Origin of the sequence: Nostoc sp. DedQUE08 (assembly GCF_034530895.1) — a bacterium.
Taxonomy (GTDB): Bacteria; Cyanobacteriota; Cyanobacteriia; order Cyanobacteriales; family Nostocaceae; genus Nostoc.
The window spans coordinates 142,583-165,722 of record NZ_JAVRCD010000007.1 but is presented as its reverse complement, the minus strand read 5'-3'; the positions used below and the strand labels follow the sequence as shown (position 1 = coordinate 165,722).

Here is a 23,140-nt window from a genome sequence, read left to right as displayed (position 1 = left end):
TCATGGATTTAGGATTAACACAGAAAGTAGCTTTAGTGACCGGAGCAAGTGCTGGCATAGGTTATAGCGTTGCCCAAAAGCTGGCAGCAGAAGGTTGTCAGTTAATAATTTGTGGGAGAAATTCTGAACGCTTAGAGCAAGCTTATCAAGGTTTGATTGGTTCTCAAGCAAAAATTGTCCCGATTTCTGCTGATGTGCAAAATCCAAGTGATTCTCAAAACTTAGTCCAAGAAGCTCTCAATCAATTTGGCAAACTTGATATATTAGTCAATAATTCAGAAGGGGCTAGTTTTTCTAATGAAGCAATAGAAAATCTATCTGATGAAGATTGGTTGTCTGTGTTTGAAGGTAAGTTAATGGGCTATATTCGCATGACGAATTTAGTGCTACCGACGATGAAAAATCAGCAATGGGGACGCATTATCAATATTGTTGGGACATCAGGTAAAGAACCTTCTAGTCGTCTTGTGAAATCGGGAGTGGCGAATGCTGGATTAATCAATTTTACTAAAACTGTTGCTTCACAAGTTGCTAAGTGGAATGTTTTAGTTACCTGTGTCAATCCTGGTTTGATTGATACTCCAAGGCATAGAGAATATTTAGAAGTATTTGCCGAAGAGGAGGGTCGGACTGTTGATTCAATCATTGAAGGAACTAATAAAATGATTCCTCTTGGTCGTCGCGGTTTTTCTAGCGAGGTTGCTAATTTGGTAGCTTTTCTAGCGTCAGAATGTGCCAGTTATATTACGGGTGTTACTATTCCAGTAGATGGCGGATTGTCAACATCTGCTTTTTAAAAAATTTGGTAAATTTTTAGTTTATACAAGTTCTATTTGATTTATGAAAATTACTTTTTTTCAATGAACCGCAGAGGCCCAGAGGTTATTAATACATTGCTAATAAAATTGGGCAAACCTCTGCGTACCTTTGCGCTTGACTCTGCGTTCCTCTGCGTTAAAAAACATTGGTTTTGTACCTCACTTAAATGAAAATCGCAATAACCTAATTAATATCATCTTTAAAAAACAATGGTAGTTGCACAAAAACAAAGTAAAAATAAAGATATTGAATCTATTTATCCTCTTTCACCCACGCAAGAGGGGATACTCTTTCATACTCTCTATGAGCCGGAATCGACAATATATTTTGAGCAGTTTCAATTAACTATTCATGGCAATTTAGATTCAGGTGTATTTGAACGAGCTTGGCAACTGTTGGTAGAGCGACATTCGGCTTTGAGAACTCTTTTTGTTTGGAAGAATCGCAAACAAGCAGTTCAGGTGGTGCGAAAAGAAGTGAATTTGCCTTGGTCTAATTTAGACTGGCGAATGTTTCCTCAACAGGAGCAAGAAATACGTCTCAATTCTTTCTTAGATTCAGATAGAAAACAAGGGTTTGAACTTGACAAAGCTCCATTAATGCGCTTTGCTTTAATTCGGGTAGCTGATGAGAATTATGAGTTTGTTTGGAGTTTTCATCACTTATTAGTTGATGGCTGGAGCTGGCCGATTATCTTCAAAGAATTGTTTGCTTTATATGAGTCAATTCAGAACGGTCAACAGTTATATTTAGCTCCCAGTCGTCCTTACCGAGATTATATTAATTGGTTGCAGCAGCAAGATTTGGCTGGAGCGAAAGCGTTTTGGCAACAAAATCTTGAGGGTTTCACTGCACCTACGCCTTTGATAGTAGAGCGATCGCTAGGGCAGAGTTCTCACCAACAGCAAAATATTGAGGTGCGATCGCAACATCTATCAGCCCAGACGACAACTACCTTAAAATCTTTTGCCCAACAACATCATCTGACACTTGCCACCTTGGTACAAGCTGCTTGGGGGCTGTTACTAAGTCGCTACAGTGGTGAGTCTGACGTGGTTTTTGGCACTACTGTATCTGGCCGCCCACCTACTTTATCTGGTGTGGAGTCGATGGTTGGATTGTTTATTAATACATTACCCGCACGAGTGAAAATCCCGGATACAACCGATTTGTTAACCTGGTTGCGGTTGTTGCAACAAGAGTACATAGAACGGGAGCAATATTCATACACTCCACTGGTAGATATTCAAGGCGTAAGTGAAATTCCTCGCACTCAACTTTTGTTTGAAAGCCTCGTTGTATTTGAAAACTATCCTGTAAATGTAACGTTGCAACAACTTCCTGGAAACTTAAGCATTGGGGAACTACAAGACAGAGGACAAACTAATTATCCTCTCACACTGCTGGCAATTCCTGGCGAGGAAATGACTGTAAAAATTTACTACGATCGCCAACGTTTTGATGCAGATATTATCGATCGCATGGCTGGTCATTTCCTCACTTTGTTGGAAGGAATTACCGTCAATCCTCATCGCACCCCAGGCGAGTTACCGATACTGACTCCAGCAGAGCAAAATTTGCTTTTAGTACAGTGGAATGCTACCTCAGCAGCGCATCCGATCAATCGTTGCATCCATCAGTTATTTGAGGAGCAAGTTGAAAAAACACCCCAAGCCTTGGCGGTGGTATATGAAAACCAAAGTTTGACTTATGAGGAGTTAAACCAGCAAGCCAATAAAATCGCCCACTACTTGCAACGCTTAGGTGTGAAGCCAGATGTCCCTGTAGGTATTTGTGTGGAGCGTTCAATAGAAGCTGCGATCGCTATTTTAGGTACTCTTAAGGCTGGAGGAGTTTGCGTTCCTCTCGATCCTACTTATCCATCAGAGCGTTTAGCTTTCATGCTCAAGGATTCTCAAGCACCAGTCGTCTTAACTCAAACACGTTGGAAGTCATTACTTGAGGGCAACTTTGCTCATCGTCTGATTGTGTTAGATGAAGATGGGGAAGAAATCGCCAAAGAATCTGAGAGCAATCTGCAAGTTGAGGTAGGAGTTGATAATTTAGCCTACATCATATATACCTCTGGCTCTACTGGCACTCCTAAAGGCACTCTTGTTACCCAGCGATCGCTCACCAATTTAGTAGCACACCATCAGGCAAAAATGACCACAGGTATTGGTGTGCTTCAGTTTGCCTCTCTCAGTTTTGATGTCAGCTATCACGAAATATCCGTGGCGTGGGGCTTGGGAGGTACGCTGTATATGATTTCTGAATGCGATCGCAAAGATTTAGATAAATTAATCCACTTACTTGGCAACAACCCAATTGGGAAAGTTTTTCTGCCCGTTACTCTGTGGCAGCAATTAGCGGAAATCTACGGAGAGCAAGCACATTTATTTCAGAATATTAGGGAAGCGATCGCTTGTGGCGAACAACTCCAAATTACTCAGCCTACGATCAAGCTGTTTAAGCGTCTGGAAAATTGTACGCTCTACAATTTCTATGGCCCCACGGAAGCAGACTTAGTGACAGCTTATACTTTTAGCCAAAAGCCAGATGAATGGCCGATTTATCCACCCATTGGTAAAGCTGCTGTCAATGTGCAAGTTTATCTGTTAGACAGCAACCTTCAACCCGTGCCGATTGGCGTTCCTGGGGAACTCTACGTTAGTGGTGATGGTTTGGCTCGTGGCTACCTCAACCGTGCAGATTTGACCAATCAAAAATTTCTACCAAATCCGTTTACCGATTTTGGATTGCCGATTTTAGATTTTAGATTGAGGGACACAAGTGAAAATTTCCAATCTGCTGAAAGTTCTGATAATCCAAAATCCAAAATCCAAAATTTAAAATCAAGTTGTTTGTACAAAACTGGGGACTTAGCCCAATATCTACCAGATGGGAATATCGAATTTTTGGGACGGATAGATGATTTAGTAAAAATTCGGGGCTTTCGCGTTGAACTGGGAGAAGTTGAAGCCGTTCTGAGCAAACATCCTCAAATTAACCAAGCCGTAGCAAAAGTGCATGGGGAAAGTGCTAGGGAAAAATATTTAGTCGCTTACTTTGTCCCCATTGCAGGAGAGACAATCACAGTCGAACAACTGCGGGCTTTTTTGACTGTGCAATTGCCAGATTATATGATTCCATCAGCTTTTGTCGAAATGGAATCTTTTCCGCTCACACCCAACGGTAAGGTAAACCGTCGCGCCTTACCAGAACCGACAACAAACCGACCTGAATTAAGTCAAACTTTTGTTGGGCCGCGTACTCCCACCGAAGAAATTTTGGCTGGTATCTGGAGAGATGTTTTAGGGTTAGAACGAGTTGGTATTTACGATAACTTCTTTGATTTGGGGGGACATTCTTTACTAGCAACTCAGGTGATTGCTTTAACGCGCAAAGCATTTGGGATAGAATTACCACTGTTAAGTTTGTTTGAGTCTCCTGCGATCGCACCTTTAGCCCAAAAAATCGCCACAGCTAAAGCGCCAGACCATCAGGAGTTATCTTTAAAACGGTTTCCCTCGCAAAACGAGCCAATCCCAATTTCTTTAACCCAGCTAGAGTTGTGGTTTTTTGACCAATTTTATCCAGGTAATTCCATCTATAACCTGCCTTTGGTCTATCGCATCACAGGTGCGCTCAACGAAAAAGCATTATCAGAGAGTTTAAGGGAAATTGTCTGGCGACATGAGACATTGCGATCGACTTTTCAGGTTAAGAATGGACAAGTCGTTTATGCTGTTATTAACGAGCCTGTCTTTGACTTTTCCGTAATCGATCTTCAGCACCTCCCCGAAACTGAACGCGAAGCTCAAGCCACACAACAGGCTGAACAGGAAATTAAGCATCCTTTCGATTTGGCACGAGGCCCTTTATTACGCAGCAAGCTTTGGTGTTTGGATGAACAAGAGTATCTATTCGTTGCCGTCACCCACCATATTGTTGCTGATGGTTGGTCTTTTAGTGTCCTAACCCAAGAACTGGCAAAAGTTTACGAAGCTTTCTGTGAGGGTAAGCCGTCACCTCTGACTGAGTTACCGATCGCATATACCGACTTTGCTCAATGGCAGAGGCAGTGGTTAGAAGGAGAAGTTTTAGAATCTCAGCTTCAGTTTTGGCAAAAGCATTTAGGCATTAGTCCGCCAATATTGAAGCTACCAACTGATTATCCCCGCCCACCAGCGCGAACCTTTAAAAGTGCAGGTCAACCAATAGTTCTCTCCCAGAAATTAACCGATGCACTTAAGGCACTGAGTCAACAGGAAGGCGTAACTCTGTTTATGACATTGTTGGCAGCATTCCAGACATTACTCTTCTCTTATACAAGACAGGAAAATATCATTGTCAGCAGCGCCCTGGCAAATCGCACCAAAGTAGAAACTGAGGGACTGATTGGTTTTTTTGTCAATTTACTGCCATTTTGTACCAACTTAGGAGGAAACCCCAGCTTCCGAGAACTACTTAGCCGAGTGCGCGAGGTAGCCTTGGGTGTTTACGCTCATCAAGAAATGCCCCTGATTAAGCTAATAGAAGAACTCCAACCAGTCAGAGATCCTAGCTATACGTTAATAAATCAAGTAATGTTTGTCTTTCAAAATACTCCAGAGGATAATTTAGAATTTGCAAATCTCACTTTGAAGGAGCAGTTTATTGCTAGAGATACAAAAGATACCGCAGAGTTTGATTTAGAGTTAACGCTCGAAGAAACATCAACAGGTATTGAAGGTTTGCTCGTATACAGAACCGATTTATTTGAACCTGCAACTATTACCAAGATGGTCGAGAATTTTCAGACCTTGCTGGAAAAAATAACGACCAATTATAAGCAACGTCTAGCTGAACTTATCTTAATATCGGAACCTCCAAGTTTGCCTACTCAAACTATTGTCTCCCCAACATCGAGGGATTTTGTTACACCTCAAAATCCTATCGAAGAAGTTGTGTTAGCTATTTGGAAAGAAATTTTAGGGATAGATCGGATTAGCACTCAAGACAACTTTTTTGAACTGGGAGGACATTCTGCTCAAGCTCTTGAAGTTATATGCAAAATACAGTCAGCTTTGCAAGTCGAACTGCCGTTGATTTACCTGTTTGAAAAACCTACTGTATTTCAGCTAGCAGCAGCCATCCAAGACCAATTAAACAATTAATAGGTTGATATCTGGTTTGTCAATTGTTATTGTCAACGTAGAAATGAAAAATATGGAACTTACAAAAAACAATCAAATAATTGAGAATGCCAGACCTAGTATTAAAGAAGTTACTCAAATATCTAACGAAGAACTTCGTATATTGCATGAGATTCCTACATTTAGACCGATTATTCAAACATTTGTTGTCATTAGTACATATTTCATCCTCTCAGCTATTGGGTTCTGGTTGAATAACTGGGCAGTATGGTTATTAGTCTGGTTGGTTCAAGGATTCTTATTTGTCTGTTTTTTTGCAGCAATACATTATTGCTCTCACTATAGTTTGTATAAGTCAAAAAATACTAACCGATTCATGGGAACCTTCTTATCATTAGTATTGTTGATGAACTTTTCGTTTCACAAATATATTCATATTGGACATCATCGAGAAGCAAAAATCAAAGGTAAAATCGTAGGAGATACCTCAGCATGGCAAACCTTTCCTAATCTTAATACTTATCTCTTTGCCTTGACATATTTTTATCCTCTTGCGGCATGGAAAAATTGGTGGATAGTAACCAAAGATTTATATTTAGATTCTTTGAAAACACAGACGCAAGAGGAATCAGCCTTACCAGCTAACTTTTATTTGAGCTATTTTAAAACACCAGAACAACGCCAATTTGTCTTACAAAATAATTGGCTACTATTGGGTTGGTTTGTATTAATGGCAGGATTGACCGTAATTTTTCCTGGGATTTTGTTCTTTGGTTACTGGATACCATTAGCAACTTTTGCTTCTCCATTCGGGTTTCTTTTCAGTATTACAGATCACTATGGCTGTGAGTCTGACTTAAATCACAACCTATGGAATGATACACGAACAATGATTTCTAACCCGATAATTAGGTTTTATTACTGGAATAATAATTACCATGTAGAGCATCATCTATACCCAAGTATGCCACCGTGTAACTACTCCAAGATACATGAGTTAATTCAACATCACCTTCAGCATATTGAAAAATCATACTTGATGTTTCATCTAAAAATAATACAAGGCTTGATTGCGGCAAAAAGTCATTAATAAATCGCTCTAATCAAAATACATTTATGATGCAATATCGTAGATTCGGGCGTACAGAATTGCCAATGCCAGTATTTTCTTGTGGTGGAATGCGCTACGTCTATACTGAGTATAAAGAGCTTAATCAAGAACAAATTCCCGATGAAAATCAACAGAATCTAGAAGCCACTATTCGCCGTTCTTTAGAAGTTGGCATCAATCACATCGAAACTGCTCGAATGTATGGGACTTCTGAGATGCAATTAGGAGCTATTTTACCTAAGTTGCCTAGAGAAAAAATTATTGTCCAGACTAAGGTTACTCCTACATCTGACTCTGAAGACTTCCGCCATTTATGTGAGAAATCTTTGGCTTTATTAAAGCTAGATTACATTGACTTATTAACACTGCATGGCATTAATAATTACCAACATCTTGAAGATAGCATTCGTCTCAATGGATGTCTTGATGTAGCGCGACAATTGCAAGCTCAGGGTAAGGTAAAATTTATTGGCTTTTCTACCCACGCTCCAACAGACTTAATTATCAAAACCATTGAAACCAATCGATTTGATTATGTCAATCTCCACTGGTACTACATTAATCAATTCAATTGGCCCGCCATTGAAGCCGCCAAACATCATGATATGGGTGTATTTATCATTAGCCCATCAGATAAAGGTGGTATGCTTTATAAGCCTCCACAAAAGTTATTAGACTTGTGCTATCCTCTTAGCCCGATGGTATTTAACGATCTGTTTTGTTTGAGCCATACTCAAGTACATACTCTCAGTTTGGGTGCATCTAAACCATCAGATTTTGACGAACACTTGAAGGTTATAGAACTTTTAGAGCAAGCGGATGAAATTCTACCACCAATTTTAAACCGTTTAGAGAAAGCAGCGATCGCCACATTAGGACAAGACTGGTATCGTACCTGGCACACTGGTTTACCCGCTTATAAAGAAACCCCTGGTGAGATTAATATTCCAGTTATTTTGTGGTTGCGAAATTTAGCGATCGCTTTTGATATGTATGAATATGCCAAAAGGCGTTACAACCATTTAAATACTGCCGATCCTTGGTTTCCTGGTTTGACAGCAGAAAAAGTTAGACAATTCGATCTAAGTGATTGTCTGCGTCATAGTCCACATGCTGATAAAATACCAGCATTATTAGAAGATGCCCATAGATTGTTATCTCAATCTAGTTAAGGATATATTGCGGAGTAGTTTCACAATGTCGGATTATAAGTTATTAAGAAATAATAAAAAATATACTTTAATTCGTCATCGTTGGCTAGTAATTTTGCTAGCTTTTGTAACTGCGATCGCAATAATTATCTATCATCAAATTACCTTAAAAATCAACGTAATACCAACATCTGAAATTATCGTCCCTTTCCCAACTGAACCCACAACTTTCAATCCGGCTTTAATCGTAGAATCGGCTTATATTTTAAACTATACTTATGAAGGGCTAGTTAAAGAAAATGCTCGTGGAGAAATTGAACCCGATCTAGCTAAATCGTGGCAAACTTCCAAGGATGATAAACAAGTAATTTACACCCTCAGAAAAGGGCTAAAATGGTCAGATGGGAAACCACTAACGACTGAAGATGTCGTTTTTACCTACAATGAAATTTACCGTAATCCAGACATTCCTACTTACGCTAAAGACTTCTTCATGATTGGTAAAAATCGTACCTTCCCTACTGTCCGAAAGCTTGATAATCTGCGAGTTGAATTTACATTACCTGAACCATTTGCTCCATTTGTTCGGGCTACAAAACTAGAAATTTTACCAGCCCATGTTTTTCGGGAAAGCATCAAAACAAAAGAGCAGGATGGCATACCTAAATTTATGTCTACTTGGGGAACTGATACTCCCCCAAAAAATATTATTGTCAACGGCCCTTATACAATAGAATCTTATACTCCGAGCCAGCGAATAATTTTCCGCAAAAATCCTTATTACTGGCGTAAAGATATTCAAGGCAATTCGCAACCTTATATCGAGCGTGTGATTGGGCAAATTATTCCTAATCAAGATACTTCTTTGATCCAATTTCGTTCTGGAGGATTGGATTACATCAACGTCAATACTGATTATTTTTCATTATTAAAACATGAAGAAAGCAAAGGAAATTTTACTATCTATAATGGCGGTCTTTTTGTTGGATCAACTGCTATTACTTTTAATCTCAATCAAGGCAGTAGGAATGGTCAACCACTGGTCGATCCCATAAAGTCTCGTTGGTTCAATACAGTGGAATTTAGACAAGCAGTTGCCTATGGAATCGATCGCCAACAAATACTCAACAATATCTATAAAGGATTGGGTAAACTGCAAAATTCGCCGATTGCTGTACAGAGTAAGTATTATTCTCCTGTGCAAACTGTCTATGAATACAATCTTCAAAAAGCGAAAAAATTACTTCTAAAAGCAGGCTTTAAATACAACAATCAAGGTCAGCTATTAGACGAGCAAGGAAATATTGTCCGCTTTAGCCTAATGACTAATAGTACCAATAATGCCTTGCAGGCGATGGGAGTACACATAAAACAAAATTTGAGTAACCTTGGCATAACTGTTGATTTTAATCCCGTAGCTGCTAGCATTTTCATCAATAAATTGACTCAAACTTTCGATTGGGAGTGTCAATTACTTGAGGTTGCTGTCGGTCAAGAACCAAATGATTGGGCTAATGTTTGGTTGCCTGAAGCTGGTTGGCACTTTTTTAATCAAGAATCCCAAGCAGGACAAATGCCGATAATAGGGCGACAGGTTGCAGATTGGGAACGAAAAATTGGTAATTTATACATTCAGGCAGCCTCTGAGGTGGATGAATCAAAGCGTAAAGCCATGTACGTAGAAACTCAACAAATTACTCAGGAGTATCTGCCATTTATTTATCTAGTTAACCCTTTCTCAATGGTAGCAGTACGAAATCGTATCCAAGGTATTGAACACTCTCCCCTACTAGGGACATTTTGGAACACTTACAACTTGAAACTGACTGAGATTAACTAAAGAGGATATCGTTTGTATGCAAATTCCTATCATTGATTTCAATCCTTTTCTTATAGGTGACTCAACCGCAAAAGAAGCTGTTGCTACACAAATTTCTCTTGCTATTCATGAGGTCGGATGTTTCTATCTGAAAAATTATGGTATTTCTCAGACTCTAATCGCTCAAGTCTTTTCACAAACCGAGTCCTTTTTTGCACTACCGGAGGATGAAAAAGAACAAGTATCTTTCTTTCCAGATCGGAATCTTCGCGGATATCATAATTTTAAAAAGAGTGAAGATAAACATAACGCCAATGAGCTAATGACTGAAGGCTTTCATTTTGGAAAGGAAATTACTCTCGATGAAGTTGGTGCAATCGAAGATCCTTTTTTTGAACCGAATAAATGGCCTAAAAATCCAATTCAGTTTCGTGAAGTGATGATGGAATTTTTCACGGGTTGTCACGAAAGCGCCCTGAAAGTATTTCAAGCTTTGGCTATTTCCCTGAGAATTCCAGAAGATTACTTTACAAATTTATATTCAGAACAAAACCACGGCATAGTTTGGCATCACTACCCATCTATATATCAGCCTCCAGAACTAGGAAAAGTTTATCTGGCAGAACATACTGACATCGGGACGCTGACATTTTTATTTCAAGATTCGGAAGGGTTAGAAGTATATACAAATGCTGGAGAATGGGTTGTAGCGCCCTTCGTTCCTGATGCAATTATAGTATTGGTTGCAGATTTAATGCAGCGATGGACAAACGATAAATTTCGCGCCACACCACATCGAGTTATAGTTCCAACTCAATCTCACAGTGCTAAACAAAGATATTCATGCGCCTTTTTTACAGGCCCTAATTACGATGCTCCAATTAAGTCCATTAAGACTTGCTTAGATATAGATGAAGTGCCTAAGTATCCACCAATTCTTGCACAGGAATATTTCAAGCAGCCAAAATGATAGTTACTAATTCGTAGTTCGTAATTCGTAATTTTTAATTAATAGACACTTCAAAAAGGCTTGATATGGGCTGTTTTATATTTGCTAATCTCTTGCTCAGACAATACATCCTTTGCTAATTAGGTATTAGTGCAATAAATGGACAAATTACAAATCTTAGCAAAGTCAAATCCTCCAACTTGGTTAAAAATTCTGGTAATCAGCCTAATTGGGTTGGGCATTTTCTTTCGCTTTACCCATTTAGGGCAAAAAGTGTATTGGTATGATGAAATTGCTACATCGCTGGCAATATCTGGTCATACGCTAGCTGAGGTTAAACAAGAAGTTTTTAGCAATTGGAGCAATAATCAAGGCATAATTCCTGCCATCACTTTAGACAAATATCAACACATTAACCCAGATCGATCTGTGGTTGATACAGTTCGCTACTTAATAACTTCAGACCCGCAGCATCCACCTTTGTATTATGTAATGGTGAGATTGTGGGCGCAAGTCTTTGGGGATTTTCCGGCGGGAGTCAGGAGTTTATCAGCAGTCATCAGTCTGTTGATATTTCCTAGTGTGTATTGGTTGTGTTTAGAGTTATTTGAATCGCCGCTAGTAGGATGGGTGGGAATGGCTGTGATGGGTATTTCTCCCTTGCAGGTTTTCTTTGCCCAAGATGCACGAGAATACGGTCTGTGGATGGTGATGATCCTAGTATCAAGTGCTGCTTTGTTGCGAGCCATTCGCCGAGAAAGTTTCTTTACCTGGGCTGTGTATGCTCTCACCCTAGCCTTAGGATTCTACACCCATTTATTAACAGTAATGGTTGCGATCGCTCATGGTATTTATATAGTTATTAGGCAAAAGTTTCGCTTTCAAAAAACCCTGCGTAATTATTTACTGAGTTCAATAGCAGCTTGCTTAATGTTTTTACCCTGGCTAACGGTGCTTATTACCAAAGCTGACACAGCAACAAATCTTTTGTCATGGATAATATTTAAAACAGATAGTCCTTTTGACCTGATTGGAATTTGGCTCAGTCGGATTAGCCGAATATTTTTTGATTTTAATTTGGCTTCTGATGATGCTTGGGTCAATAATTTAAGTTATGAAAGTCCTTTGTTTTATAGTATTATTACAATAATATTTAGTTTATTTTTAATTATTTATATTATTATTTTTTTGACCAAATCTTTATCAACTAACACTAGTTTATTTATTGCTTTATTAGGCGGATTTCCAGGGTTAACATTGCTTTTATATGACCTAGCTTTTGGGGGAATTCGCTCTATTCATTTTCGCTATCAGATACCGTTATATCTCAGCATTCAAATTGCTGTAGTCTATATTTTAGCTTTCCATCTTTTTCTAGCTAAGAGTTGGCAGAAAAACTTCTGGCAACTCATTTTGGTGGGATTACTTATTTCTGGGCTAGTTTCTGATGTCAGATTTTTTCAGGCTGAAACTTGGTGGCCACAAATAGGTGGCAAGAATTTACTAGCAATGAGTAAACGTATTAACCAATCTAATAATAATGTTTTATTAATAAGTAATAAAAATGATTATAACTTGGGAGTCATCCTCACATTAAGTCATAGTTTAGAACCAAAAATTTCCTTACTTCCCATCCAAAACAACCAATTACCAATAATGCCTCAAGATTATAAATCTATCTTCTTTGTTGACGACCTAGAAAATAGTTTAGCTCATCAACTCCAGCAAGATAAAACTAACTCACTTAAATTAGTCTACCCACTTGAAGGATTTTGGCAACTCGACAAAAATCAGAAAACATAAAAAACATTAAAAAATTAGAAGTTGAATGAAGCAATATCTTAACTATTTCAATATTAGTTATCTGAGAGGTAAAATCTACTTTTATCTCAATTCCGCACTTTTTAGTCGGTTTATCCGCTTTGCTGTAGTCGGTTTTAGTGGAGTATTTGTAGACTTAGGAGCATTCTATTGCTTTCATAGCTCGTTATGTTTGGCGTTAACTCCGAGTGCAATGCTTTCCACAGAAATAGCAATTATTAATAACTTTCTGTGGAATGATTTATGGACATTTGGTGATGTGTCTTTTGAGCAAAAAAACAGTCAAAAGTTGCAACGCTTTGTCAAGTTTAATCTCATTTGTTTAATTGGACTTATTTTCAATAGCCTAATTGTAAATTTGCTGTTTTATCAATTTCAAGTGAATGAATACATAGCTAAATTGGTAGCGATCGCTTGTGTGACACTTTGGAATTTCTGGCTCAACCTGAAGATGAACTGGCAATTAACAAAAACAGATGTAATTGTAGATATTTAAGAAAAAATCATGTTAAGACCATTAGTGATGTTTGGCTATAGCTTAATTTTTATTATTACTATATTTTTTTCTTCGGGATGCTTGAATCTAATTTTACCCTATTACAAGACTATCCAAAACCTTGGTGAAATCAGTGTTAAATGGCAATATTTGACTGAACACAAAGATGATTATGACGCTATTTTTCTAGGGCCAAGTACTACGTACTTTGGGGTAATCCCGAAATTGTTTGATAAATACATGACAACAGAGGGTAAAAGTGTAAAATCTTTCAACTTTGGTATTGCAGGTGCAAATGTATCAGAACTAGATTTTTACTTACAAAAAATTCTGGCTTTAGAACCAGCAAACTTAAAGTGGATATTTCTAGATTGTTCAGTTGACTTATTTACAAACATTGGTTCTACTTCCGCTCAAGAGATATATTGGCATACTCCTCAGAAAACTTTAGAAAATTTCCAATTAATTTGGGAATCATCAATTGATAGCTGGAAAGTAAAAGTTCCATATATATACGCTAACTTTCAAAGCTTTATCTACCGATGGTTAGGGATTGGTCAGCTTTCTACTTTGTGGCAAGAAAGAATATTAAATTTAGATTTATCAAATGCAGATCCATTAGCAAAAGTATCTGAAGATAGACTCCTACAAGAATCTGGATATTACGCAATAGATTGGCAAAAAAAAGCTGATAAATGGAAGACTATATTCCGAACAAATGGGTTGAATACTTATCAAAAAAATCTCAAATATGAACAAATAAAATTAGCCACTTTAAATTCAGAAAGTGCATTTAATAATACATCTATAATATATGGAGCGAAAATGGTGAAAAATATTGCTTCCCGAATTGAACAACAGCAAATTAACAACAAGAAAATTGAAGCTGTCTTTTTTATTCCGCCACTCCTAGAGACTGATTCCAACCCATCTGCTCTTTACAAAGCATATCAATCAGGATATATCGATACCCTTTTTGCTTTTAATAATCCTAAGAAGTTTAGTAATTTATATGAAGTGGATCGCAGAATTGATAGCGCCCATCTCAATTATCAAGGCGCTCAAGAATTCACACTTTTATTAGCATCAAAATTTGCTCAATACTTAAATAATTTATGATATTTACAGAATTTCGGTTTCTATTTTTCTTTCTGATTGTTTTCTGCATCTATTGGGCTTTACAGAAACACAATCATCGGAAATTGTGGCTGCTAGTCTGTAGTTATATTTTCTATAGTGCTTGGGATTGGCGATTCCTTTTTTTGCTCTTGCTATCGACAGTCATTGATTACTTTGTCGGTTTAATGCTGTCTAGACCACAGATTAATGATTTCCAAAACGATCGCTCCGTATCAGAACCAGTAATCTCAACAAGTGATATAGTAGAGAAGAGAAAAGCTACAAGTTTTGGAAATTGGGATGCTTTGCTGAATAAGCCAATTAATCAGCAACAGCGCCAAGCATGGTTGGTACTTAGTTTAGTAGCAAATCTAGGAATATTAGGGTTTTTTAAGTACTATAACTTCTTCACTGAGTCTGCTGCAAACTTATTAGCTTTTTTGGGTTTACCTATAAGCCTTACAACCCTTAAAATTATTCTGCCAGCAGGCATTAGTTTTTACACGTTTCAAACTCTGAGTTATTCCCTTGATGCGTATTTAGGTAAACTAAAACCTGTTAAAAGTTTTTGGGATTTTTCTCTATTTGTAACTTTTTTCCCTCAACTGGTTGCAGGGCCAATTGTCCGTGCATCTACCTTTTTACCTCAACTGCTAACCCCAAAAAATTTAAGCGAGGTTGATTTTCGAGGATGTTTAATGCTTTTTTTCATAGGGTATTTTAAGAAAGCCTGCATTTCTGATAATCTTTCGCCTTTAGTAGAACAGTATTTTACGAATCCAGAAAATTATACTTTCTTGAGTTGTTGGATTGCTGTTATTTCTTTCGTCATCCAGATATACTGCGATTTTTCTGGTTATTCTGATATGGCGATCGCTTCAGCCGGTTTACTTGGATACAAACTACCTCTGAACTTTAATTTCCCCTACCTTTCCGGTAATATCACTGATTTATGGCAACGTTGGCACATAACTCTCTACAGTTGGTTGCGAGACTATGTTTATATTCCTTTAATGAGAAAGCGGCCAAAAGCTGAACGCACAGAACTGTTTGGCTATAGAAATCTTCTCATTTTGATGCTTTTATCAGGACTGTGGCATGGGGCTGCTTGGCATTTTGTAGTTTGGGGTGGATTAAATGGAATCGCCTTAGTTGTTCACAAGCAATGGTCATCTCGGATTGCTCCCTATAAGGAATTAGTACCATTGAGAAAGATGCTAGGTATCCCCCTAACATTGTATTGGTTTTGTGCCTCTGCAATCTTCTTTCGGAGTAACGATCTCAGCAGCGCTGTAAAAATAGAAAAATCCTTTTTATTCTTTAATTCTCTTGGTTATGAAAACCTAAATCTCCAAATTGCATGGATTTTTGTACCTTTAATTATCCTCCACTGGGCGGCTTATAAGGGTTGGTTTGCCGATTGGTGGCGTAAAATTCCTAGTTGGAGTTTTGCTGTTTTATTTGGGGTGTTGGTCTCAACAATATTTCGGCTGACAGCAATTAGTCCTCAACCCTTTGTATACTTTCAGTTTTAGTGTGCGATCGCTCAATTTTTATAAAAAATACCTTTTAAATTACGCCATCGATTAGAGAGATATGACAACAATTTACTTACACATTGGAATGCCCAAGACCGGAATAACTTGTTTACAAAAAGCATTGTTTAACAATAGGGATAAATTTTTAGAAAACGGTTATTTGTATCCTATGTCTGGTATAAAACATAATGCCAAAGAAATAGTTAACCGTTACTGTCATAATACTTTAGCCCATTGTTTAATGGGTTTGGAAGACAAGGATAATACACTTTCAATGTCAATTTGGGAAGAACTGAAAACAGAAATAGACTTTATTAACCCTAAAAATGTGATAATTTCCGCAGAAGCTTTTACTTCTTTTGAAATCTTTTATCAACCTGAAACACTTGCAAAAATAAAAGATTTGTTAAAAGAATACGAAATTAAGGTAGTTATATATCTAAGAAAACAAGATGATTTTTTAGAATCCTCTTACTGTTACATGGTCAAACTAGGAGCATGTAGCGTAGGAATTAAAGAGTTATTTAATGAATATCAATATATCTTTAACTATTATCAAATATTAGAGAATTGGGCAGATATATTTGGATATGACAATATGATTGTTCGACTGTTTGCAAAATCAAATACAAAAAATCATATTTTTGCTGATTTTTTAGGAGTCATTAATCAATTCAACAATAAAAGTGATTATAAAGTTGACTATGGTGCAAAAATAAATGTGTCTCCTTCAGGGAAAACGATCGAGATGCTTTTACTTATAAATAATTTAAATGAAAGAGTTTTAGCTAGATTTATAAAGTTAGATGATAGTTATTGGTCAAAGTATCAAAATTTTTTGAGCTTTTTATCTGATAATAAAACAATATGTAAATTAGTATCAATGCTGCCAAATGTTTTAATTGATGATCTACTTCTCTTGCCGAAAGAAAAAGAAGATATTATGAGACAATTTCAAGAATTAAATAGTCAAATAGCTTATAAGTATTTAGGGCAAAAAGATGGAGTATTATTTGGCGATTCTTCCTAGTTATATAAATAAATCTGATTTCATAACTTGAGCGTAGGAAATTAAATATCATATGGCGAACAATAAAAATTGGATAAAGAGGCGTACCTATCTTTTCAAAAATAAAATAATAGCCTTATATGAGCAAACTGCAAATAATTAAAAATAAAAATATTGAATCTATTTACCCTCTTTCTCCTATGCAGGAGGGTATGCTTTTTCATACTCTGCACGAGCCAGAATCAGGAGTATATCTTGAGCAGTTCTGTCTCACGTTCTCTGGAAATCTAGATATTACAGTACTTCAGCAGGCTTGTGTGCGAGTAGTGAAGCGTCACCCAGTTTTGCGTACTCTTGTTGTTTGGGAAAAGCAGGAAAAGCCTCTCCAGGTAGTATGTAAGCAAGTAGAGTTACCTTGGCAGAACTATGATTGGCGTTCCTTATCTGCAAAAGAACAACAAGAGCGCCTAGAAACTTTCTTACAAGCAGATCGAGTCCAAGGCTTTGTTCTTGACAAAGCTCCACTCATGCGCTTCACGTTAATTCGAGTTGCTGATGATACTTACGAATTTATCTGGAGCTTTCATCACTTGCTGATTGATGGCTGGAGTTGGCCGATTCTCTGCAAAGAGGTTTTTACTTTTTACAATGCTTTACTTAAAGGCAAATATTTATATTTAAATACTCCTCCTCCTTACCAAAATTACATAAATTGGTTACAACAACAAGATTTGAGAGCAGCAGAAGCTTTTTGGCGGCAACAACTCCAAGGATTTACTAGTCCTACCCGTTTGCTACTAAATCGGGGTGAGGTGCAAAATTCTCCACAACTAAAAACCTACCACGAACAGCACTACTGTTTATCGTTGCCCATAACTGCTGCTTTACAGTCCCAAGCACAGCAATATCATCTGACAGTTTCAACTTTCGTACAAGCAGCTTGGGCAATTTTACTCAGTCGCTACACTGATGAGTCTGAGCTGATATTTGGCGCAACTGTGTCCGGCCGTCCTCCCACTTTATCGGGGGTGGAATCTATGGTGGGACTATTCATTAATACTCTACCAGTAAGGGTGAAAGTCCCAACAGCGACTCCTTTATGGCAATGGCTGAGGCAATTGCAGACTCAACAGGTAGAGCGATCGCAATATTCTTGGTGTCCGTTAGTCAAAATTCAGGCTATTAGTGAAATTCCCCCAGAATTACCTTTGTTTGAAAGCATCGTGGTGTTTGAGAACTATCCACAAGATACGTTTTTATCAAATCCAGGTAGCAGCATCCAGATTACTAAACGGCGAGTCATTGAACAAACTAATTATCCGCTCACAGTCATCGCTGTACCGGGACAAGAGTTATCCCTACGCATTCTTTATGATGGTAGCCGCTTTGATGAGGAAACGATTCACCGGATGATGGGGCATCTCGTGACTTTGTTAGAGGGTATGGGCGCTAATATCGAGCAGACAGTAAGCGAGATACCTATGCTAACTGCTGCCGAGCAGCAACAAATTTTGGTATGGAATGATACCCAAACAGATTATCCTCACAAATGTATCGCTCGGTTGTTTGAAGAACAGGTAGAACGAACACCGGATGCGGTAGCAGTCTCTTTCCAATCCCAACTACTGACTTACCAACAGTTAAATTGTCAGGCTAACAAGTTAGCACACCACCTACAAAAACTTGGGGTAGGGCCAGAAGTGCGGGTAGGGATTTGCGTTGAGCGTTCTTTATCGATCGCAGTAGGACTGTTGGCAATCCTCAAAGCTGGTGGTGCTTACGTACCCTTAGATCCGCGATCGCCCCAAGAACGCTTGACTTATATTTTGAGTGATTCTCAAGCATCGGTATTGCTGACAGATTCATTAATTGCCTTATCCCAGCCATCATTAACAGTAGTTTGCTTAGATACATCGGATTTGTGCCAAAACAGTCAGGAGAATCCTGTTAGTGAAGTGACACCAGAGAACTTGGCTTATGTTATCTATACTTCAGGCTCAACCGGCAAACCCAAAGGTGTAGCCATGAGTCACCGTTCTCTAGCAAACCTTTTATATTGGCAAATCAACGAAACTGCTTTTAGTTGTGCCAAAACTTTGCAATTTGCTTCTATCAGTTTCGATGTCTCTTTTCAGGAAATTTTCTCTACTTGGTGTAACGGCGGAACCTTAGTTTTAATCGCCGAAGAAGTACAAAAAGATGCGTTCGGATTATTACAATTAATTGCCCAAGAAAAGGTAGAAAGACTGTTTTTGCCCTTCGTCGCCCTTCAGCAATTAGCTCATGCCGCTTCTATTTCTCAATCCTATCCTGCATCTTTGCGTCAAATTATCACGGCAGGAGAACAGTTACAAGTTACTCCTGTTTTAGTCAACTTTTTTAGAGAGCTTCCTGATTGTACGCTGCAAAATCAGTACGGCCCGACGGAGAGCCATGTAGTAACAAGTTTTACTCTAAACAATGCTGTCAGCAATTGGTCGCCACTTCCGCCCATTGGTCGGGCGATCGCAAATACGCAAATCTACATTCTTGACTGCAATCTGCAACCATTACCGATTGGAGTTCCCGGAGAACTGTATATTGGCGGCGTGGCGATCGCTAGAAGTTATATTAATTCCTCGGAATTGACGGCTGAGAAATTCATTGTGAAGGATGGGAACCGTTTGTATAAAACAGGCGATCGCGCTCGCTATTTACCTGATGGCAACATCGAATTTCTCGGTCGTATTGACAATCAAGTAAAGGTGCGGGGCTTTCGCATTGAACTGGGGGAAATTGAAACCGTACTCGCCGCACATCCACAGGTAAGAGAAGCAGTAGTTATTGCAAGAGTTGAGCGATCGGGGAACAAGTGTCTAGTCGCCTACATTGTCCCCAAACAGCACCTAGATACCAGCGAACTGCTTTGTTACCTCAAACAAAAGCTACCAGAATATATGCTGCCTTCCGCTTTTGTCAAGTTGCTGGATGCTCTACCTTTAACCAGCAGTGGCAAAACAGACCGCCGCGCTTTACCAATACCTATGAGTAGGGAACGTAACATCTCTACAGACTTGATCCCACCCCGTACTGCGAGTGAAGAGGTTCTGGCAGGAATCTGGAGCGATGTTTTAGAGTTGGAACAAGTTGGTATCCATGACAACTTTTTTGCATTAGGAGGGCATTCTTTATCAGCAATGCAAGTCATTGCTCGGTTGCGAGAAACCTTCAAGATGGAGTTACCCATAAGCTGTCTGTTTGATTACCCGACAATAGTCGAACTAGATCGGCAGATTTCAGAATACCGCCAAAATGACTTTACTCTATCTCTCAAACCAGTACCTCGGAAAACAAAAGAGTTGCCAATCTCTTTGACTCAGCTTGAGTTTTGGATATTAGCTCAATTAAATCCGGGCATTCCCGTCTACAATATTCCCCTGGCTTATCGCTTGACGGGTTTACTCAACGTCAATGCCTTGGTGCAAAGCCTCGTGGAAATTGTCCGTCGTCATGAAGCTTTGCGAACTACTTTTACTATTACAGATAGACAAGTTGTTCAGAAAATTATTCAGGAGCCTATCCTACCATTTTCAGTGATAGATTTGCGAAAACTTTCTGAATCTAAAACTGAGCGAAAGGCTCTGGCTCAAAGATTTGTAACTGAGGAAAAAAACCAGCCTTTCGATTTAGAACAAAGCCCATTGTTACGCATTAAACTGCTGCGGCTCTCTGATGCCGAGCATTTACTCATAGTAACTATCCATCATCTGGTTTTTGATGGTTGGTCTGTGGGTGTGTTTTTACAGGAGCTAACAAAATTATACGCAGCATTTTGTCATGGTCAGCCCTCACCACTTCCCGATTTACCCATTCAATATGCTGACTTTGCCCATTGGCAACAGCAGTGGGTTGCTCGTCCGGCTTTCGTGTCTGAGCTTGACTACTGGAAACAGCAACTAAGTAATAGTACACTTTTACTAAAGTTACCTAGCGATCGCCCACGCTTGCCAGTACGAACTTTTCAAGGTGCAAGTCAAACTTTCATTATTTCTAAAAGCCTAACAAATGCTCTTAAACATTTGAGCCAACAGCACAATGTAACTCTATTCGTGACTCTACTAACAGCCTTCAAAATAGTGCTGTTCTATTACACCGGACAGTCAGATATTATCGTGGGCGCTCCTTTTGCCAATCGCCAGCAAGTAGAAACTAAAGGACTTATTGGATGCTTCATTAACACATTGCCAATACGTACATATCTGGATAGCGATCCAAGTTTGAGAGAATTGCTCGATCGGGTACGTGGATGTTTTTTAGCAGCCTGCGATCGCCAGCAAATTCCCTTCGTGAAGTTAGTAGAAGCACTACAGCCAAAACGAGAACCAAGCCACTCTTTGCTATATCAAGTGATGTTTAACTTCTTGCCTCCATCAGATTTAAAACTGACAAATTTAACTGTTCATCCCTGGTCAATTGAAAGTAAAACAGCAGAATTTGATTGGGATATTTATCTTCAACAAACAACATTAGGAAGTATTGAAGGAAAATGGTGCTACAAAATAGATTTGTTTGATGCTACTACTATTAGCCGTGTGGTAACTCAGTTTCTAGTGTTGCTTGAGCTACTAATTAATAATCCCGAATGCCGCCTGAGTGACCTTGGTTTACTATTTCAAAAGCATAATTCTCAATGCCGTGCGTAATTCGTAATTCGTAATTCGTAATTAAAAGATTTGAACAGTAAAAAGCTAGAAAATACCTGATTATGATGTCAAACGTACAAATGATAGAGAAAACAAGACTGACTGCTTTGCGGGAAATGCAACTGTTTATCATTGTTTGGATAGGACAGTTGATCGCTTTGATTGGTTCCAGTACCACTGCCTTTGCCTTAGATATCTGGGTTTATAATCGCACTGGCTCAGTCACCCAGTTTGCTTTAATCTCCCTGTTCAATACTCTACCGCTAATCTTAATTTCCCCGATCGCTGGGCCTTTGGTAGATAGGTGGGATCGCCGCAAGACGATGATTTTCGCTGATGTCTTGGCGTGTTTGGGAACAATTGCGATCGGCGTTTTATTTGTCATGGGTCGGTTGGAAGTTTGGCATATTTACTTAGCCAATACCTTCACTGCTGTTTTCATGGCTTTTCACATGCCAGCTTATACAGCATCAACAGTCTTACTTGTGCCAAAACAGCACCTCAATCGTGCTAACGGTCTGATGAGTCTGATGTATGGCATCTCCATAATCATTGCACCAACTCTCGGAGGTATTCTACTAAGCATTGTTCATTTCCAAGGGATTATTTTGCTTCACGTAACCAGTGTGTCGATCGCTGTTGTCTCCCTGATGCTGGTTCTGTTCCCGCAAGTCAACACAAGTGTTGTTGCAACTGCAAAAAGTTCATTTCTCAGTGAAGCAACTTACGGATTTACATATTTGACCGCTCGACCCGGACTGCTGGGACTAATTTTATTCTCAGCTTCCAGTCTTTATCTTGTGGGAGGTATTAATGTCATTACTGTTCCGCTAGCGTTGAATTTCGTTTCAGTAAGCGTTCTGGGAACTATTCTTTCGCTATTTGGCATTGCTATTCTAGCAGGCGGCTTGCTCGTGAGTATCTGGGGAGGACTAGAACGCAACATCTATGCAATATACGGGTGTATGCTGTTAAATGGTGTATTTATTATCGCCGCCGGTTTGCAACCCTCTCTTGTCATCTTCACTGCTAGCATTTTCTTATTCTCTTTGACACAACCGATCGTTTCCAGTTCTACGCAAGCTGTCATGCAAAAAAAAGTAGAACCTAGTGTGCAAGGTAGAGTTTTTGCGATCAAAGGCGCGATTGAAGCGGCTGCTTTACCTCTAGGCTACATCACGATTGGGCCTTTAGCTGAGAAGGTTTTTGAACCCTTAATGGCTACTGATGGTTATTTGGCGGGAAGCATCGGACAAATCATCGGTGTTGGGTCTGGTCGTGGTATGGGACTTCTACTGATTATTATGGGAGTCTTGACCATTTTAGAAACCTCTATTGCCTACTTGTACCCTCGCCTACGGTTTGTGGAAGATGAACTCCCTAATGTTAGTAATGCAGTTGCGATCGCTACTGATACACCTTCTAGCAAGAATGATGCAGTTTCTTTGGTATCCTAAATTTAGCGTTGCATAGTGAAAGTTGATTAAA

Annotated in this window: 13 protein-coding genes; all 13 read left to right on the top strand. The window is 38.8% G+C overall.

The window, feature by feature from the left end; translation table 11 throughout:
• The first annotated feature begins 2 nt into the window (after nucleotides 1–2).
• The 13 genes from RMY64_RS07080 (at nucleotide 3) to RMY64_RS07020 (ending at nucleotide 23,109) form a co-directional block, all read left to right on the top strand.
• A complete protein-coding gene (locus RMY64_RS07080; RefSeq protein WP_322699681.1) occupies nucleotides 3–797 on the top strand; it encodes an SDR family oxidoreductase in 795 nt (264 codons plus the stop codon).
• 231 nt (nucleotides 798–1,028) lie between these two features.
• On the top strand, nucleotides 1,029–5,978 hold the full coding sequence (locus RMY64_RS07075) for a non-ribosomal peptide synthetase (RefSeq protein WP_322699680.1): 4,950 nt from the start codon (nucleotides 1,029–1,031) through the stop codon (nucleotides 5,976–5,978).
• A gap of 52 nt (nucleotides 5,979–6,030) precedes the next feature.
• Nucleotides 6,031–7,047, top strand: coding sequence for a fatty acid desaturase family protein (locus tag RMY64_RS07070; RefSeq protein ID WP_322699679.1), 1,017 nt, complete (start codon nucleotides 6,031–6,033; stop codon nucleotides 7,045–7,047).
• Between the two features lie 29 nt (nucleotides 7,048–7,076).
• Entirely contained in the window at nucleotides 7,077–8,240 is a 1,164-nt protein-coding gene (locus tag RMY64_RS07065) for an aldo/keto reductase (protein WP_322699707.1), read from the top strand.
• 25 nt (nucleotides 8,241–8,265) lie between these two features.
• Complete coding sequence (locus RMY64_RS07060) at nucleotides 8,266–10,059, top strand: ABC transporter substrate-binding protein (protein WP_322699678.1); 1,794 nt, start codon at nucleotides 8,266–8,268, stop codon at nucleotides 10,057–10,059.
• A gap of 16 nt (nucleotides 10,060–10,075) precedes the next feature.
• Entirely contained in the window at nucleotides 10,076–11,008 is a 933-nt protein-coding gene (locus tag RMY64_RS07055; protein WP_322699677.1) for an isopenicillin N synthase family dioxygenase, read from the top strand.
• A 138-nt stretch (nucleotides 11,009–11,146) separates the two neighbouring features.
• Complete coding sequence (locus RMY64_RS07050; protein WP_322699676.1) at nucleotides 11,147–12,790, top strand: glycosyltransferase family 39 protein; 1,644 nt, start codon at nucleotides 11,147–11,149, stop codon at nucleotides 12,788–12,790.
• A gap of 25 nt (nucleotides 12,791–12,815) precedes the next feature.
• Nucleotides 12,816–13,304, top strand: a complete 489-nt coding sequence (locus tag RMY64_RS07045; RefSeq protein WP_322699675.1) for a GtrA family protein — start codon at nucleotides 12,816–12,818, stop codon at nucleotides 13,302–13,304.
• A gap of 9 nt (nucleotides 13,305–13,313) precedes the next feature.
• Entirely contained in the window at nucleotides 13,314–14,423 is a 1,110-nt protein-coding gene (locus RMY64_RS07040; RefSeq protein WP_322699674.1) for a hypothetical protein, read from the top strand.
• Nucleotides 14,424–14,572: 149 nt separating this feature from the next.
• Nucleotides 14,573–15,958, top strand: coding sequence for an MBOAT family O-acyltransferase (locus RMY64_RS07035; RefSeq protein WP_322699673.1), 1,386 nt, complete (start codon nucleotides 14,573–14,575; stop codon nucleotides 15,956–15,958).
• A gap of 61 nt (nucleotides 15,959–16,019) precedes the next feature.
• Nucleotides 16,020–16,991 carry a hypothetical protein gene (locus RMY64_RS07030; protein WP_322699672.1) on the top strand — a complete coding sequence of 324 codons (972 nt, stop codon included), beginning with the start codon at nucleotides 16,020–16,022 and terminating at the stop codon, nucleotides 16,989–16,991.
• A gap of 119 nt (nucleotides 16,992–17,110) precedes the next feature.
• Entirely contained in the window at nucleotides 17,111–21,652 is a 4,542-nt protein-coding gene (locus tag RMY64_RS07025; protein WP_322699671.1) for a non-ribosomal peptide synthetase, read from the top strand.
• 62 nt (nucleotides 21,653–21,714) lie between these two features.
• Nucleotides 21,715–23,109 carry an MFS transporter gene (locus tag RMY64_RS07020; protein WP_322699670.1) on the top strand — a complete coding sequence of 465 codons (1,395 nt, stop codon included), beginning with the start codon at nucleotides 21,715–21,717 and terminating at the stop codon, nucleotides 23,107–23,109.
• The last annotated feature ends 31 nt before the right edge of the window (nucleotides 23,110–23,140 follow it).